At 63.2% G+C, this 15447-nt stretch carries 15 protein-coding genes; 8 read left to right on the top strand and 7 right to left on the bottom strand.

Annotation, left to right across the window (positions count from 1 at the left end; translation table 11 throughout):
• Positions 1-20 precede the first annotated feature (20 nt).
• The 3 genes from CIT39_RS06255 (at position 21) to CIT39_RS06245 (ending at position 2000) form a co-directional block, all read left to right on the top strand.
• Positions 21-302: a hypothetical protein gene (locus CIT39_RS06255; RefSeq protein ID WP_148667281.1), complete on the top strand. Its 282-nt coding sequence runs from the start codon at positions 21-23 to the stop codon at positions 300-302.
• Positions 299-1573 (top strand): MFS transporter, encoded by a 1275-nt coding sequence (locus CIT39_RS06250; RefSeq protein ID WP_094972932.1) that lies wholly within the window; start codon positions 299-301, stop codon positions 1571-1573. The genes CIT39_RS06255 and CIT39_RS06250 overlap by 4 nt, the downstream gene beginning before the upstream one ends.
• A gap of 154 nt (positions 1574-1727) precedes the next feature.
• On the top strand, positions 1728-2000 hold the full coding sequence (locus CIT39_RS06245; protein ID WP_094972933.1) for a hypothetical protein: 273 nt from the start codon (positions 1728-1730) through the stop codon (positions 1998-2000).
• Positions 2001-2372: 372 nt separating this feature from the next.
• Here the strand turns inward: CIT39_RS06245 and CIT39_RS33155 are convergent, their stop codons facing one another.
• The 4 genes from CIT39_RS33155 to CIT39_RS06230 all read right to left on the bottom strand — a co-directional run bounded on the left by CIT39_RS33155 (position 2373) and on the right by CIT39_RS06230 (position 4545).
• Positions 2373-2597, bottom strand: coding sequence for a LysR family transcriptional regulator (locus CIT39_RS33155; RefSeq protein WP_094973471.1), 225 nt, complete (start codon positions 2595-2597; stop codon positions 2373-2375).
• Positions 2598-2839: 242 nt separating this feature from the next.
• Entirely contained in the window at positions 2840-3427 is a 588-nt protein-coding gene (locus CIT39_RS06240; RefSeq protein ID WP_094972934.1) for a tautomerase family protein, read from the bottom strand.
• Between the two features lie 38 nt (positions 3428-3465).
• Positions 3466-4167 (bottom strand): pirin family protein, encoded by a 702-nt coding sequence (locus CIT39_RS06235; protein ID WP_244607523.1) that lies wholly within the window; start codon positions 4165-4167, stop codon positions 3466-3468.
• A gap of 135 nt (positions 4168-4302) precedes the next feature.
• Complete coding sequence (locus tag CIT39_RS06230) at positions 4303-4545, bottom strand: rubredoxin (RefSeq protein WP_456298870.1); 243 nt, start codon at positions 4543-4545, stop codon at positions 4303-4305.
• Between the two features lie 359 nt (positions 4546-4904).
• On the opposite strand from CIT39_RS06230, the gene CIT39_RS06225 reads away from it, so the two are divergent.
• Together CIT39_RS06225 and CIT39_RS06220 are read left to right on the top strand one after the other, a co-directional pair.
• Complete coding sequence (locus CIT39_RS06225; RefSeq protein ID WP_094972936.1) at positions 4905-6179, top strand: MFS transporter; 1275 nt, start codon at positions 4905-4907, stop codon at positions 6177-6179.
• Between the two features lie 235 nt (positions 6180-6414).
• Positions 6415-7740, top strand: coding sequence for a helix-turn-helix transcriptional regulator (locus tag CIT39_RS06220; RefSeq protein ID WP_148667280.1), 1326 nt, complete (start codon positions 6415-6417; stop codon positions 7738-7740).
• Positions 7741-7756: 16 nt separating this feature from the next.
• Here CIT39_RS06220 and CIT39_RS06215 read toward each other — a convergent pair whose 3' ends face one another.
• Entirely contained in the window at positions 7757-8230 is a 474-nt protein-coding gene (locus tag CIT39_RS06215) for a cupin domain-containing protein (protein ID WP_094972938.1), read from the bottom strand.
• Between the two features lie 146 nt (positions 8231-8376).
• On the opposite strand from CIT39_RS06215, the gene CIT39_RS06210 reads away from it, so the two are divergent.
• From CIT39_RS06210 to mdlC, 3 genes are all read left to right on the top strand, one after another.
• Positions 8377-9015 (top strand): UbiX family flavin prenyltransferase, encoded by a 639-nt coding sequence (locus CIT39_RS06210; RefSeq protein WP_094972939.1) that lies wholly within the window; start codon positions 8377-8379, stop codon positions 9013-9015.
• Between the two features lie 16 nt (positions 9016-9031).
• Positions 9032-10513, top strand: a complete 1482-nt coding sequence (locus tag CIT39_RS06205; protein ID WP_094972940.1) for a UbiD family decarboxylase — start codon at positions 9032-9034, stop codon at positions 10511-10513.
• A 70-nt stretch (positions 10514-10583) separates the two neighbouring features.
• A complete protein-coding gene (gene mdlC / locus CIT39_RS06200; protein ID WP_094972941.1) occupies positions 10584-12173 on the top strand; it encodes a benzoylformate decarboxylase in 1590 nt (529 codons plus the stop codon).
• Positions 12174-12254: 81 nt separating this feature from the next.
• On the opposite strand, the gene CIT39_RS06195 is transcribed toward mdlC, so the two are convergent.
• A complete protein-coding gene (locus CIT39_RS06195) occupies positions 12255-13313 on the bottom strand; it encodes an FUSC family protein (RefSeq protein ID WP_202975549.1) in 1059 nt (352 codons plus the stop codon).
• A gap of 179 nt (positions 13314-13492) precedes the next feature.
• A complete protein-coding gene (locus CIT39_RS06190; protein WP_094972943.1) occupies positions 13493-15319 on the bottom strand; it encodes a CocE/NonD family hydrolase in 1827 nt (608 codons plus the stop codon).
• Positions 15320-15447: the final 128 nt, after the last annotated feature.

Genomic DNA, 15447 nt, shown 5'->3' with positions numbered 1-15447 from the left:
CCCGCTGACGGAGCGGACAAATGATCCAGGCAACCATCGAAAACAAATACCGCTTCGATATGCAGGTATTGGCGGCGCCTATGGCCGGCATCTGCGCCGCCGGAACGGCCACGCCGGAAGCAGGGGGCTGGCTATTTTTCGTAATGCTATTCAATAACTTGAACGGGGAGAATGCGCGCGAATGCGTTCGCAGTGCTCGTTACCCGGCGATCGTCCGCACAGCCTCAGCAAATGCCTCACAAATCTGTTATGGGGAACCAGCTCCTACCATAGGCAACGCCGAGAAATTTCACCTGAGATGAGTCACCTCGACGAGCAGGCGCTGATTCGACGGCTGGCTTGGCGCCTCATGCCACTATTGATCCTGCTCTTTCTGGTGGCGTTCATCGACCGGCAGAATGTCAGCTTTGCAAAGCTGCAGATGGTCTCGGATCTGCACCTTTCGGAAGCGTCTTACGGTTTCGGATCATCGCTGTTCTTCATCGGCTACGTGGCATTCGAAGTACCGAGCTGTCTCGCTCTCGAACGGTACGGCGCCCGTCTCTGGCTGGCGCTGCTGATCCTCAGTTGGGGCGTGGTGACAGTGCTGATGGCGTTCACGTCGTCTGCGTCCTCGTTTTATGCCCTGCGCTTTCTGCTGGGCGCAGCGGAAGCCGGCTTCTATCCCGGAGCCGTGTTCTACATCAGCACGTGGTTTCCAGAACCCCACCGGATCCGGATGCTCGGCCTCTTCACCCTGGGCAGTAGCTTGGGCAACATGCTGGGGGGACTGACCAACGGCCTTTTGCTCGATCTCAACGGCACGGGAGGTCTTGCGGGCTGGCAGTGGGTGTTCGTCGGAACGGGCATACCAGCCGTGCTGCTCACGTTTGCAGTGCTGATCTATCTGCCCTCGTCTCCGGAGTCAGCGCGTTTTCTCGATGAATCGGAGAGGCAGATACTCGCGGCCGCGCATGCACGCCGGCAATCACGCATCTCCGCCTACAACAATCCATGGGCTGCCCTCTGGGATCCAACTGTCATAGCCTTTGGGTCCGTCTATATGCTTTATGCCACGGCCTTCTATGGTGTAACCTACTGGCTGCCCACGATCGTCAAGGCTTTCGGCGTTTCCCCGACCGTGAACGGGCTGTTGAACATGATCCCCTGGGCCCTCGGCGCGGCCATCGTCCTGGCCGTTCCCCGTCTTCTGCGCGACGACAGATCCATCTTCTCCGCGGCAATGTGTGCGACGCTGCTCGGCGCGAGTTGCTTCGTCGCGAGCATCCTGCTGCCGGATAACACGCTTCGCTTCATCGCGCTGGCGATCGGCGGCCCATGCCTCGTGCTGCTCAATCCGTGCTTCTGGACATTCCCGCCGCGCTTCTTCTCGGGTGCTCGTGCCGCAGCCAGCATCGCAGCGATAAACTCGATTGGGAATTTGGGCGGCTTCTTTGCCCAGAATCTCGCGCCCTGGGTCGAGCGGCAGACCGGCAGTGTACTTGGCCCGATGCTGGTACCATCGCTTTGCCTCGGACTCTTGTGCATCGGCTCGACCTTACTCTGGATTCGAACGCTGCGCCAAACGGCCTGACATCGCGCGCCTATTGGCGCCGGCTATACCCGCATACGCAATCAATATTTGTTTTCCGGGCACGTTCGGCGAGTGATGCGCCGCGCGACACGAGCCACTGCCTCGACAGCCTGGACACGCGTCGCCTCGTCGAATCCCAATCGAAGGAAACAACATGTCGAACTCGAACATCACGCGTCGCGTCTTTACGACCACCGCAGCCACCGGCCTGGCGGCTGTCGGATTGCTCGGCGTCTCCGCAAATTCGGCCGACGCCTATCAGGGCAATATGGAACGCGCGTTGTCCGCGCTCTATCAGGCACTCGGATCGCTGCGCGAAGCCACTCCCGACAAGGGCGGTCACCGCGTCCGCGCCATGAACCTGATCTCGCAGGCCATTTCCGAGACCCAGGCCGGCATCGAATTCGCCGCTGAGCGTGGCGACTGACGAGCCCACGGCAGGCGCGGCCATTTATGGCTTCGCCTGCCGGCCCGCCCTGCCTTCAGGGCGCCTACCGCGGCCCCGCAGCAAGCGACGATCCACGGCTCTCAATCCAGCCACACCGCTCCAGGACGGCTGCCGCAGCACCACCGGAAAGAATTCGTCTTCATAGGCCAGCGCCAGGCCCGACTGCCCTCTCTCGACCTCCTCGCGAAGAAATTCGCTGTCCCCATCGACGAACTTGAGAGTGACCCGCGGGTAGCTCGCCTTGCCTCGATGAACGGGCCGACCATCGTGGTGGAAAGCGAGGCTGGCATTCCCAAACTCACCAGCCCTTCGACCTCGCCAATACTCGAGCGAACCAGGCTGGACAGGTTTTCAAACCGGCGGAGAAGCGAGGAGGCTTCCTCGTAAAGCCTCTCGCCGGTAGGTTGGCCGAATTCCTCTCGCGCTTCTTTGGAGAAGCGCGACGCCGAGCGAGACCTCGAGTTCGGAGATTTGCTGACTGAGCGCGGGCTGGGCGACGTGGATTGTCCGCGCGGCCTGAGAAAAGCTTCCCGCTTCGATAATTTCAACGAAGTAGTAGAGGTGACGGTACTGCATCCGGCCATTCTCGATCGCGCTTCCGTCCATCACGAGTTACCGCCCAAAAGCGATCGAGATGTCAAGCTCCGCGGCGACGCGCCGCACGCCGTCCCGAGCGACGCGGAGGCTTGCCGATATCGACCGCCCGGAGCCGGCGGTCGATCATAGCGCGTTGCAGCACGACTCCCTCCTCCGGCCAGGCCGGATACCGGGAGAGAGTGCCCCGCCATCGGAGCACCCGAAACGGGACGCTTCATCCTCTAGCCGACTGCGTGCTCCGACTTTCGCGACTTTGCAGCCACGGACGGAAGCACTCCTCCCATGTCGTCCGGATAGCCGAATAGCTTGAGCTGCATCGCCTTCGCCTCAAAATAAGAACGCACCCACGCGAACCGGCTGCCGCTGGTCGACATGCCGACGGTGCCGGCGATGCTTTCGAGACTAATCGTCCGGCCGCCGGCACCCCAATTGCCTTCGGGCACCTCGTCCAAAATCACCTGGATGCTGTTGGAACCGGAATGATCTGCCGACCCCGTCACTTCAAGGATCGCATCCGTCACCCAAGCGTGAACTTCCGTCTTGTGTGCGGCATTCATATAGCCTTCTGGTATCGTGACGCGAACGAGAAACTTTCCGGATGGCGAGACGAACGTGTCGTCGGTCTTCCCTCCGACCCACCAATCATCTTCGGAGATCTCCTGAAACAGGACGGCTGCGAAGCCACGGCCGCCAGGGGTATTTGCTCCGCCCTCCATCCGAATGAGGACGTCGGTCAGTTTGCCTGCAAGAGCCGACTTGGTCTTCGCGTCGAGACGGCCGGCGGGATAACTAATGTTTAGCACGGGCATTGTCGGAATTTCCTTGTTGCGGTCGATGACCCGTCACGTCAGTGATGGGCCTGTTCGGTTTCCCACTTTTTGATCTTGTCATCGTCGATCATCAGGGTCTCGACGATCATCACGTCGGTCGCATCCGCAGTCGCGGTCAGTTCGACCTGTTCCACATCCCAGATACCGGAGCTGTCGCGGCGACCGAGTTCGGTCCCGTTGAGATTCACCGAACCTTCAAGCACGAATACGTAGACGCCATGTGCCGTGGATCTGAGACGATACGGAAAGCTCTTGCCGGCATCGGTGACCAGCCGCGAAACGCGGATATCCTGCGGCACCGGCAGCGCCCCATCGCCGTCGCCGACCAGTTGCTCGATGCAGTCGCGTCGCCTGCGATAGTCGAAATGAGCCCGGTGATAGGCCGGCGGGCGATAAAGCTGATTGGGCATGAGCCAGATATAGATCGCATTCATGTCTTCGGGGCTGACGCTGAGCTCGCTGTGCTTTCCGCCTGAACCGGCCGAGAAGACGTAGTAGTCGCCCTGCCTGAGCTGATCGACCACTCCCGCTCCTGCGGTGTTGAGGTGCGTGAGTTCGCCCTGCAACACGAAGGCGCAAATGACGAAATTGTGGTGAGGGTGCATGTTGTAGCCGCAACCCGCGCCGTGAAAGACCTCGTCGCCGAATACGCGGATCGGTCCAAATCCGGGACGGCCGGCCTGGTAGTCATGAAAGTTGAAGCTCGACGCCCGCGTCACGAACCCGTCGGGATGGCCTGCGATGTAGGACGAACGCGTTCCATCGGAGCGAATGAGATCATGGCCGCGATCGCGATCGCGCAGTATGAATGAATTCGACATTGGATTGCTCCTGTATGAGTTGGATTGAGCCAGCTATGCAGCAGCAGCCAGAGCCGCGCCGTCGGTTGCGTAGCCGATCACGATCATTTCGAATTGATCCTTCGGCGTTCCGCAGTCCGGACACACCCAGTCGGAAGGAACGTCTTCCCACCGTGTGCCCGGAGCCAGCCCGTGTTCAGGCAGGCCAAGTGCCTCGTCGTAGGAAAAACCGCAACCCAAGCACATCAGGCGCTTCAATGGCGCATTCAACTTCTTCGCTTCCGCTTCGTCCGTCATGTCTCTCATCCATTCGAATTGAACCTTTTGGCGTCGACCTCATCGCGCCGATCTCTGCAACAAACAAATACGATCTCGATATGCGGCCATCTGCCGGCGCTATGGCCGCACGAAGAGACGAACGGTTGTTTCACAGCCTCGGTCCACATTCCCCGCATGGAATAGCGCGTCGCAGCAGCCGCCATATGCACCGGCAATACCCGCATATCGAAGTCGTATTTGTTCTGCATCGACGTTGCGAGCTATGTGCCCGAATGCTTGGACGCGCCTGATATCGGCGAACCATCGATTACCAGACACCATCGACGTCGTCAGACCAGCCGCGACATTTCCATTCCTGCTTTTCTCGGGGGCCGAACATGCAGAACACCAGTGGCGAGCAGGCATCACAGGGGCAGCTCCACGCTCTCTTTGCTGCCTACCTTGGATGGACCCTCGACGCCTTTGACTTTTTCATCATGGTGTTCGTGCTGCGCGAAGTCGCAGCATCCTTCCAGGTGCCGGTCGGGGACGTCGCGACCGCCATAACGCTCACGCTCGCCTGCCGCGCGGTCGGCGCGATCATCTTTGGCCGGCTTGCGGATCGCTTCGGCCGCCGCCCGGTCCTCATGCTCAACGTCGTGTGTTACGCGCTGCTCGAGTTCTGCTCGGGTCTCGCCCCCACACTCACGGCCTTTCTGATCCTGCGGGCGCTCTTTGGTGTGGCCATGGGCGGCGAGTGGGGAGTTGCCTCTTCGCTTGTCATGGAAAGCGTACCGGAAAAATGGCGCGGTCTCGCATCAGGCGTTCTCCAGGCCGGCTATCCCAGTGGTTACCTGCTCGCATCCCTGCTTTACCTCGCTCTGCCCTGGCTCGGCTGGCGTGGCATGTTCATGGTTGGAATCCTGCCGGCCGTTCTTGCGTTCTATGTCCGCCGCAGCGTGCAGGAAAGTCCGGCGTGGCAGAGTTTCTCAGCCGAAGACCGCAAGGTGGGTATCTGGCAGGTCTTGCGACGAAGTGCGGGATTCGCCAGCTTTGCCGTCGTGCTGATGATGGCCTTGAATTTCTTCGCCCACGGATCCCAGGACCTCTATCCGAGCGAATTTCTCGGCGCACAGCACAAACTGTCAACGGACATGATTTCGGCGATCATGATCGTCGCCAATATCGGCGGACTGATTGGCGGCATCGCGTTCGGAATGCTGTCGCAGCGGATTGGCCGGAAATGGGCCATGACGCTGGCGGTCCTGCTTGCATTGCCGGTTCTTCCTTTCTGGGCTTCGGCGTCGACACCGCTGATGCTGGGCTTCACCGCGTTCCTCATGTTGGTGTGCGTGCAGGGGGCGTGGGGCATCGTGCCCGCCTACCTCAACGAGCTCTCGCCCCCGTCAGTTCGGGCCACCTTCCCCGGCTTTGTCTATCAGGCAGGCAATTTCCTGGCGGCGGCGAATGCCAATATTCAGATCTGGATCGCCGGTCACTTCGCCAACAACTACGGCCTGACCATGGCCCTTACCGCTGGCGTCATGGCCATCCTCGTCGCCTTGCTGGTGGCATCAGGTCCTGAACCGAAGGGCGCGCGCATGGCTGCCAAGCCCCGCGGTACAGCCCCCAAGAATGACGGCACCGGCATTTTGACGGCTTCGGTCCTGTAGCCGACCGTCAGGCGGTCGCGATCAGATCGTCGGCTAAGTCGATGAAGATTCAAGCATTTCAACGAGAGGCTCGGAGGGATCGGGAATATTCCTTCGGGTCTCCATGACCCGCCATATCCGCCGCCAATATGGGGATAGCGAAGCCGTATTGGCGTTTCACGATCCTGAGGACTATCGCTTCATCCGTTCCGGCGGCGCGATCCCGCCCGACGTCTTCGCAAGTGGAGTTGGCACCATGAATGCGGCAGTTGCGACTCTCCCTGCTCCGAATCGCAAGCTTCCTCGCGAAGACCACATTCCGGCGAACCATCGTCAGTTCAGGCCTCGGAAGGGGCCCCGTAATGGTTCTCGGCAACGCAATCGCCAGGAGCGCGGCGTGGCGGATACGGAGAGCGAACTTGCCGATTGCGTCGGCGCCATCTACGAGGCGGCGGCCGCTGGCGGAGACTGGGAGAGTGTCGGCACGCGCCTGTGCCGACTGGTCGATGCTCAGGGCGCGATGCTGCGGACCGGAGACCGCGGCGAGGCCTCGCGAAACGTGATGATGCGGTTCGACGAGAGCGAGGCGATCTATCTCGCCTATTATCATCCGCTGAACCCCTACCTCATTCAGGCGCGTCGCGATTTCGCGGAGGCCCGAACAAGACACCTGACCAATGTCATGCTGGGACCGGAGCTGGTGCCGGAGCAGTCCTTTCTGCGCAGCGAATACTACAACGACTTCGCGCGCCACCACGCGCGACGGCATCTGCTCGCGAGCCTGGTCGGTGTCACTCATGCAATGCCGTTCGGCCTGTTCCGGGCAGACGACGCTGAGCCCTTTGGCGAGAAGGAACGGCGCCTTCTGCAGGCGCTGGTGCCGCATTTGCAGCGCGCGGTGGAGTTGCGTGCCCGCCTTGGTCAGGAGTCCCAAGCCTCCTGGGCGACCCGGGCGGCGCTTGACGTGCTGCCGGTCGGCGTTGCCATAGTCGATGCGGGGCTGCGCATCCATTTCATGAACGCGGCCTCCCAAAAGGATCTAGCCCATCCCGATGCCGGATTGCGCGCCCTGCGATCCGGACCGTATGCGGCGGGCGGCGTCTATCTTGCGGCTCAGGCCAAGGACGCTGCCATGACATTGAGACGCCTCGTCACCTCCGCCACCTCGGGACAAGTCGGCGGTTCGATGCGGATCGTCAATCGCGACATGTCGTCCTGCGCCGTCTTGGTGTCGCCGGCACCGCAAGGCCTTTCGGCCGATGAGGCAACAGCGGACGGAGGCGGCCTCGCCGAAAAGCTCGCCATGGTCGTAGTCCGCGATCTCGGCCGGGTGGCATCGCCCCCGCCTCAAATGCTGTGCGAAGTCTTCGGCTTGAGCCGGGCGGAGGCGGATGTTGCCGTGGCGCTTTCGGGCGGCGCAAGCGCGGAAGACGTGGCGCAGCAGCGCAACGTCTCACTCCCAACCATCCGCAGCCAAATTCGCTCGATCCTCGGCAAGTCGGGCACCGAGAACCTACGCGACTTCGAACGCTCGATGGCGTCGCTCGCGGCGATCGCGCCGCGAGGGCAGGACGGACGATAGGCCCCAGTCGTCGGCTTCATCGCGCTGGCTTTTTCAGGGGCGGGCCGAGAAACTCCATGTGCCATTGCTTACCGAAGGCATTCAAAGCCGCCTGGTCAAGCTTGCCGTCGCGCATCACGTCGGCGAGGCCGAGAAAGAAGGCCTTGGCATCAAGGCCGGGAACGATCTGGATGAACTGCCGCGCCGGGCCGTCAGTGATATTGACGAAGGTGTGGGCCGCTCCGCCCGGGACCGTCACCACGTCGCCGGTCTCCGCCGTAAGCCGCCTGCCATCCACCTCGAAGAGATAACGGCCCTCCAGCACGTAGAAAATCTCGGTCTCGTGGTGCCGGTGCAGCGGCGGCCCGTACCCTGGCGCGTTGACGGTTTCGATCGACGTCAGCACACCACCGGCCATCTCAGGTGGTACGCGCACGCGCAGGTCAAGCCCGATCGCGGGAATCAGGATCGGCGGCTCCTGGTGCGTCGAATGAAGAAAGCTGAATGGCATGCGTCAACCTCCATGCTGGGCGCCATACGATACGCGCTGTTGATCGAATAACCGACGGCGCGTCGCGATGCATCATCACTTATGAGGATGTGGCGATCAGGACCGGCGTCTATCCAGTGCATGTTCAACGAACTCTGGATCGTCCCATGCACAAACCACTTCCCAGCACGCCACGCCGGCGCATGATCGTCGGGATCAGCGGCGCAACCGGCGTCATCTACGGCTTGCGGCTGCTTCAGATGCTGCGCGAGCTCGACATCGAAACGCATCTCGTCATGACCAAGGCGGGCGAACGGACGCTCGCTTACGAGACCGACCTGAAAGTGCGCGAGGTCCGCGCCGCAGCCGACTATCATTATTCGGATGGCGACATCGGTGCGACCATCGCCTCAGGCTCCTTCCGCACCATGGGCATGGTGGTCGCCCCATGCTCGGTGCGCAGCCTGTCCGCAATCGCCACCGGCAATACCGATGGACTCCTGTCGCGCGCAGCCGACGTCTGCCTGAAGGAGCGCCGGCGCGTGGTGTTGCTGTTCCGCGAGGCGCCGCTCCATGCCGGGCACATCCGCTCGATGGCGGCGGCGACCGAGAACGGCGCCATCGTCTTCCCGCCGGTGCCGGCCTTCTATGACCGACCGCAGACGCTGGACGACATGGTGAACCATACCATCGGACGGGTGCTCGACCTCTACGACATCGACGCTGGGCTGGTGCATCGCTGGAGCGGCCGGCCGCCGGAACGAACCGAGACGGCGTCAATCGCCGCCACATCCAACAACGCCTGACAAAGGAGATTGCATCATGCCGCTAACTGACCTGCGACAATACATCGAGGCCCTGCGCAGCCTCGGCGAAATCCAGGACATCGACGCCCCAGTATCGCTCAACCTCGAACTAGGCGCCATCATCCGCCGCTGCAACGAGACCGGCGCGCCGGCACCGCTGTTCAAGGCTTTCTCGGACCATCCCTCCGGCTTCCGAATCCTTGGTGCGCCCGGCGGCGCCAGCCGGCAGTTGGGGCGCGAACTGGTGCGCGTCGCGACCTCGCTCGGCCTGCCGCCGAACAGCACAGGACAAGACATCGTCGAGGCCATCGCCCGGAGCCTCGATTTGCCGCCGGTCGATCCGGTCGCCGTCGACGACGCGCCGTGCTTCGAAAACGTGACGACGGGCGACGACGTCGATCTCAATCTCCTGCCGGTGCCCCTCATTCATCACGGTGACGGCGGACGCTACCTCAACACCTGGGGCTGCATCGTCGCACGGACGCCCGACGGCTCATGGACCAACTGGTCGATCGCCCGCATGATGCTGGTCGACGGCAAGCGCATGTCGGGTATCGTCGCCCCGCAACAGCATGTCGGCATGGTCGCGAAGGCATGGGCCGATATCGGCAAGCCGATGCCGTTCGCGCTGGCGCTCGGCGTCGAGCCGGCGATCCCGTTCATTTGCGGCATGCCGCTGCCGGACTATGTCAACGAGAGCGGCCGTCTCGGCGCGCTACTGGGCCGGCCCATCAAGACCGTGCGTTGCCGCACCGTCGATCTCGAAGCGCCGGCGAGCGCGGAGATTCTCATCGAGGGTCATCTGCACCTCGACGAGTCCGTGCAGGAAGGACCGATGGGTGAATTTGCCGGCTACGTGCCGCTGGAGCCGGTCATGCGCCGGCCGGTCTACCGGGTCTCGGCAATCAGCCATCGCGACGACGCCATTCTCCCCGTCGTCGCGGCCGGCGAGCCGGTCGAGGAAAACCACACCGCGTGGGGCATTCCAAGCGCAGCGCAGATCCTGCACGACCTGCGCGCCGCCGGCCTTGCCGTCACCACGGCCTGGATGCCGCTGCAGGCGGCGCTGCACTGGCTGGTGGTGACCGTGCCGCGCGACTGGCGGCGCCGCACCGGCATCGAGGAAAGCAAGGCGCTGTGCGAGAAGATCGGCAAGACGATCTTTGCGACCAAAGCAGGAGCGGTAGTGCCGAAGGTGATCGTGCTCAATGACGACGTCGATCCGACCGATACCGACGAGCTGGTCTGGGCCTTCGCCACGCGCTGCCATCCCTTCCTCGGCCACGCCAATTTCGATCACATCGACGCGGCGCCATTGCTCGCTTACTTGCGCACGAGCGAAAAGGTTTCGGGCGCGACCGGCAAGATCGTCTACAACTGCCTGCCGCCGGACGAATGGGGCGAGATACTGCCGATCCGCGCATCATTTCGTCACGGCTATCCGCCGGAGATCGTCGACCGCGTCAAGCAGCGCTGGGGCGAATACGGCTTCCGTTGACGTGCCCACAAGCTCCAACACCAGCTTGCGCGCCCCTATCCCAGAATATCTGACTTTCCGGAGGCCCATCATGGCGACCACCATCCGCGACCTGACCTACGACTTGCTCCGCCGTCACGGTATCACCACCATCTTCGGCAATCCCGGCTCAAACGAGCTGCCTTTCCTGCAGGACTTCCCGTCCGACTTCCGCTACATCCTCGCCCTGCACGAGGGCGTTGCCATCGGGATTGCCGACGGCTACGCGCAGGCCACGGGGCGCACCGCGCTGGTCAACCTCCACTCCGCCGCCGGCACTGGCAACGCCATGGGCGGCTTCGCGAATGCATGGAATGCGCATTCACCGCTGGTGGTGACCGCCGGCCAGCAGATCCGTGCCATGATCGGCATCGAGCCGCTGCTGACCAATCTCGACGCGACCACGCTGCCGAAGCCGCTGGTGAAATGGTCCTACGAGCCGGCGCGCGCCGAGGACGTGCCCCTCGCCATGAGCCGCGCTCTGCACCTGTCCAGCCTGCCTGCGCCCGGGCCGGTCTACCTATCCATCCCCTATGACGACTGGGCCAAGCCCGCCGAACCGGAATCGCTGCGGCTGCTGGACCGGGCTGTCTCCGCCGCGGGCGCTCTCGACGCCGGCGCGGCGGCCGCACTCGCCGCACGCCTCGAGCGTAGCGCCAATCCGGTCATCGTCCTCGGGCCGGATGTGGACGCGGCGCGGACGAACCAGCACGCGGTGCGTCTTGCCGAGCGGCTGAAGGCGCCGGTGTGGATCGCCCCCTCGGCGCCGCGCTGCCCCTTCCCCACCACCCATCCGAACTTCCGCGGCCTCCTGCCCGCCAGCATGGCCGGCATCTCCCGGCTGCTGGAGGGCCACGACCTGGTGCTGGTGGCCGGCGCGCCGGTGTTCCGCTATCACCAATATGATCCCGGCCCCCTGCTGCCGGCCGGCGCGGAGCTGATCCAGATCACCTGCGATCCCGACGAGGCCGCCCGCGCCCCCATGGGCGACGCGATCGTCGGCGACGTGGGCCTCATCCTTGCAGCGCTCGCCGACACAGTGTGCGAGGCAGAACGGGCGGCGCCGCAGCCGCGGGAGGCACCGCCACGGAGCGCGCCCGGCGCAGCCCCCCTCACCTCCGAGCGCGTCCTCGACCTCATGGACGACCTCGCCCCGCGCGATGCCATCTATGTGAATGAATCCACCTCGACGATCGAGGCGATGTGGGAGCGGATGCGCTGGGAGAAGCCGGGGAGCTACTATTTCGGCGCGGCGGGAGGCCTCGGCTTCGCCATGCCGGCCGCCGTAGGTGTCCAACTCGCCGAACCGAACCGGCAGGTGATCGCGGTCATCGGCGACGGCTCAGCCAATTACAGCGTCACCGCCTTGTGGACGGCGGCGCAGAACAACGTGCCGGTCGTGTTCGTCATCATGCGCAACGGCACCTACGGCGCCCTGCGATGGTTCGCCAGCGTGCTGGAGGCGGAGCGCGTGCCCGGCCTCGACGTGCCGGGCATCGACTTCGTCGCCATCGCGACGGGTTACGGGATGGAGGCGGTGCGAGTCGACACCGACGCCGCTTTCGCCGCCGCCTTCGCGCGCGCGCTCAAGGCCGGCAGGCCTTCCTTGATCGAGGTCGCCACCGCCTGTCACACGGCCTGAGCCCCGCTCGGGCTGGCCGGGGCGATGGCGAGGCGCGGACATTGCTCGTGGTCTATCAGCCTACGAGACAGCACCGCACCATCATTTCTGCTTATCATGCTGAAGCAGGCTTGGCAGCTGCGACAACGATAAGACCACGGCGATGCCGAGCGCACCGCCGACGATCGTTTCCCAAGCTCGCGCAGCGAGTGTCACAAACGAGTATTCGCCGGTCGCAGCCATGGTCACGACCAGCGCAAAGGCGTAGGCGCCACATGCAATGTCATAACGCTCGGGCAACGCCATCGCATAGATGATCATCGCGATTGCAGCCGCGCCCCAAATCAACAAGGGCGCATGATTGGCAATAGGCAGGCAGGCAAGACCGAGCGGAACGCCGATCAAGGTTCCGCCGATCCGGCGTCGGACACGATCGATCGTTCCCACCGTCGAATTCGCCACGACATAAGTGCAGGCGGTGATCGCCCAGGCGGACTGGGTCATACCCACTGCCCAGCCAAGCACGACGATAGAAAGTGAAGCGATGGTGGCTTGCAGGCCCATCACGATTTCTGAAAAGATCGTAGCGCCCTCGGGCTGCGGAAGCGGTGCAGCGATGACTGGTTGTTCGGCGGGACCGCTGAGCATGCGCGGCACGACAGAGGCCAGTATCGCCAATACGACAGCCAACGCGACCGTCGACAGATCTGCAACAGTGGTGCCGGCGCTGTAGGCCAATAATTGACCGATGAATATCTGCGAGCCGATGCCCGCGCCAAGGGTGCCATAACGCCTGAGGTAACCGACGCAAAAGCTTCCCGAGACCAGGGTCAGTTCTGCCCAGCCGGCCCCCAAAGGAATAGCAAAGACGGCGAAGCTCGCGGAGCCGGCCCCCGCCGCGAGGCACAGCAGCAAGAGATCGCGAGCTGATTCATATCGGGTCGTCTGAGCTTCCGACACGCTCGCCCACAGCGCAAAACCTGCGGCAAGCGTCCCCAGCATGACCCCACGGCCATCGGCGATTTCGGGCACGGTCGCAAGCATCGCCGCCAGGCCGAACGCGGTCACCAGACGCAGGCCCTTGATGCGCCGATGCGTGCCCGGATCAATCCGGTCAAACCAGGCGCCAATCCGGGCAGCGGCGCGATGAGCTTGTCTCATGTGATCGTGTTGTCCATTTGACATGCCGCACCCGAGTCAGGCCTCTCCTCCTTCAGGCTTACCGATCGGGCATCTGCTGGACGACGAGCTTGGTCACTCACGCAGGCATATGATCGCGCGAATCTCAAGGGCCATCATTGGATGATCGAGCTCAATGACGGCGAGAGCTGCCCGTATATTCATATTTCTCCGTCATCGGCCAGGGAAGGTCGGCGTCTGTCGGGCACCTGATACATTTCCACATAGGTATCCGGGCCATAGTGGATCGTGTTGCGCGCGAAGTAGGGAGGCACCTGCATATCGAACTGAGCATGGCCATGGCTCTGGTCGCTGCGCAGCAGATCGACGCGGCTGGCGATATCGAGGCGCAGGCGCTCGCCCATCTTAAGTACGACCGGCTGGGGCGTCAGGCTGAAGCGCAACGTGACCGGCGAGCCCGGCGTCAGGGGCTCGGGCCTGTCGATGTCGATGGCGATCTCGGTCGCCGTGCTGCGCGCCGTGTCGATCCGGCGGCAGGCCGGCCGGATCATGCCCATCGACAGCAACTGATAGGTGCCGTCCCGAGCGACCCGGCCGGTGCGCGCCACAATATGCGAATCGATCTCGTTCGAACTGAAGACGAGACTCAGCGTGACCGGGCCGGTGAATTCAGTGTCACGATCGATCGACGTCTCGAAACCGAGTATCGGGTTGGCCACCTCGTCGAAGCCGGGTGTGACAATCGCGCCGTAGGGCACGGCGGCCCAGTGGTTCGCGCCGGATTGCACGGGCTTCGTGAGGAGCCGGTGCATCGCACGGTCGGCGCCGTTCGAAGCCGGATAAAAGCGCACGGCCTCGCTGTCCGGCACGGGGAAGTCCCCGGCGCAGCGGTACTCCCCGGCTCCCTCGGTCCAGTAACGAACCGGCGCCTGCCCGGCGTAGCCGTTGGCGGCGCCATAGAGCAAGTGATCGAAGAAGGCGAGTGCCTCCAGCTGCCAGTGAAAAGAGGGCAGTTCATAGGTTGCCGGTCCGATGATCAGCCACTTGCAATTCTTCGGTGTGCCGGCGTTCTCGAACAGGTCGTACGCTCCAAATTGATGCAGGTTGAGATAGCCGGGGTTTTGAATCACGACAAAGGGCAAGGTGATCCCGTCCAGTCGCCCGGATGGGCCAGGCGGCAGCGCGCTGGTGGCTCGGGTTTTGCCGTCGAGCACCATGGCAGCGAATAACTCTCGTGTGGGTCGCGTCGGCATGTTCTGCCGGAAGCGCTTCATAATGCGGGACATCCGCTTCTTGATCTGCGGCCACCACCAGCGCTTAAGCTTCGAGTTGAAGATATGGCTGGCAACGGCCCTGACCAGCGGCGGCACGCGTAGTGCGAACTGGAATGGCGTAAAGTTGGCGCCCATCCATAGCGACAGGAAGTCGACCTGCGGGCCGCCGCCATACATGACGACGTGGCGGAAATAGTCCGTACACATCTCGATGGTGAAAAAGCCCTTCAGCGCCGCTGGATTCCGAAGCGCCACCTGCGGCTGAACAATGCCAAAATAGGACGTGCCGAACAGCACCACTTGCCCGTCACACCAAACCTGCTTGGCGGCCCACTGTACCACCTTGGCGTGGTCAACGACGTCGGCGTCGTTGAAGTAGGCGCCCGCGACGCCGCCGGAACGGCCCATGCCGCGCCTTGCGACTATCACATGGGCATAGCCACGATCGGTGAAGACGGGCGGGCTGCCGGTCTCGTTGTTGCCCGCAGGCGCCCCGGTCGCCTGCAGCTCCTTCGAATAGGCGGAGAAGGCGATGACAGCCGGATAGCGGCCCGCGACCCTCGGGAGGTAGACGTCGGCGGCGAGCGCAATTCCGGCTTCGACGGGGATCATCTGATCGGCGAGGATCCGGCAGCCCATTCCGGTTCTCGCCGCAGGACCTGGCGTCCACCCGGCGAGTTGCGGGCCCGAAAGGCCGCCCTTCAATGGAACGATATTGTCCCAGAATTTGTGTTTAGCCGGAGCTTCGCTCATCTACCGTCCCTTTCAGGCGAAGCCGATCGACGTCGTCGCCTTGCCGCCAGATGTAAGTCGCCCTGTTCGGCCGGCATCCTTGCGCTGCGCCGGTCAGGGCAGCATCGTCAGAACTGTGGATGGGGAGC

Origin of the sequence: Bradyrhizobium symbiodeficiens, from assembly GCF_002266465.3 — a bacterium.
Lineage (GTDB): Bacteria > Pseudomonadota > Alphaproteobacteria > Rhizobiales > Xanthobacteraceae > Bradyrhizobium > Bradyrhizobium symbiodeficiens.
This window is presented reverse-complemented; position numbering and strand designations above follow the sequence as displayed.

Bases quoted from the DNA above. Each gene is read 5' to 3' on its own strand.
- mdlC (WP_094972941.1), top strand. From the start codon at position 10,584: ATGGCGACCACCATCCGCGACCTGACCTACGACTTGCTCCGCCGTCAC.
- CIT39_RS06230 (WP_456298870.1), bottom strand. From the start codon at position 4,545: ATGACGGACGAAGCGGAAGCGAAGAAGTTGAATGCGCCATTGAAGCGC.
- CIT39_RS06225 (WP_094972936.1), top strand. From the start codon at position 4,905: ATGCAGAACACCAGTGGCGAGCAGGCATCACAGGGGCAGCTCCACGCT.
- CIT39_RS06220 (WP_148667280.1), top strand. From the start codon at position 6,415: ATGAATGCGGCAGTTGCGACTCTCCCTGCTCCGAATCGCAAGCTTCCT.
- CIT39_RS06210 (WP_094972939.1), top strand. From the start codon at position 8,377: ATGCACAAACCACTTCCCAGCACGCCACGCCGGCGCATGATCGTCGGG.
- CIT39_RS06255 (WP_148667281.1), top strand. From the start codon at position 21: ATGATCCAGGCAACCATCGAAAACAAATACCGCTTCGATATGCAGGTA.
- CIT39_RS06250 (WP_094972932.1), top strand. From the start codon at position 299: ATGAGTCACCTCGACGAGCAGGCGCTGATTCGACGGCTGGCTTGGCGC.
- CIT39_RS06245 (WP_094972933.1), top strand. From the start codon at position 1,728: ATGTCGAACTCGAACATCACGCGTCGCGTCTTTACGACCACCGCAGCC.
- CIT39_RS06215 (WP_094972938.1), bottom strand. From the start codon at position 8,230: ATGCCATTCAGCTTTCTTCATTCGACGCACCAGGAGCCGCCGATCCTG.
- CIT39_RS06205 (WP_094972940.1), top strand. From the start codon at position 9,032: ATGCCGCTAACTGACCTGCGACAATACATCGAGGCCCTGCGCAGCCTC.
- CIT39_RS06195 (WP_202975549.1), bottom strand. From the start codon at position 13,313: ATGAGACAAGCTCATCGCGCCGCTGCCCGGATTGGCGCCTGGTTTGAC.
- CIT39_RS06240 (WP_094972934.1), bottom strand. From the start codon at position 3,427: ATGCCCGTGCTAAACATTAGTTATCCCGCCGGCCGTCTCGACGCGAAG.
- CIT39_RS33155 (WP_094973471.1), bottom strand. From the start codon at position 2,597: ATGCAGTACCGTCACCTCTACTACTTCGTTGAAATTATCGAAGCGGGA.
- CIT39_RS06190 (WP_094972943.1), bottom strand. From the start codon at position 15,319: ATGAGCGAAGCTCCGGCTAAACACAAATTCTGGGACAATATCGTTCCA.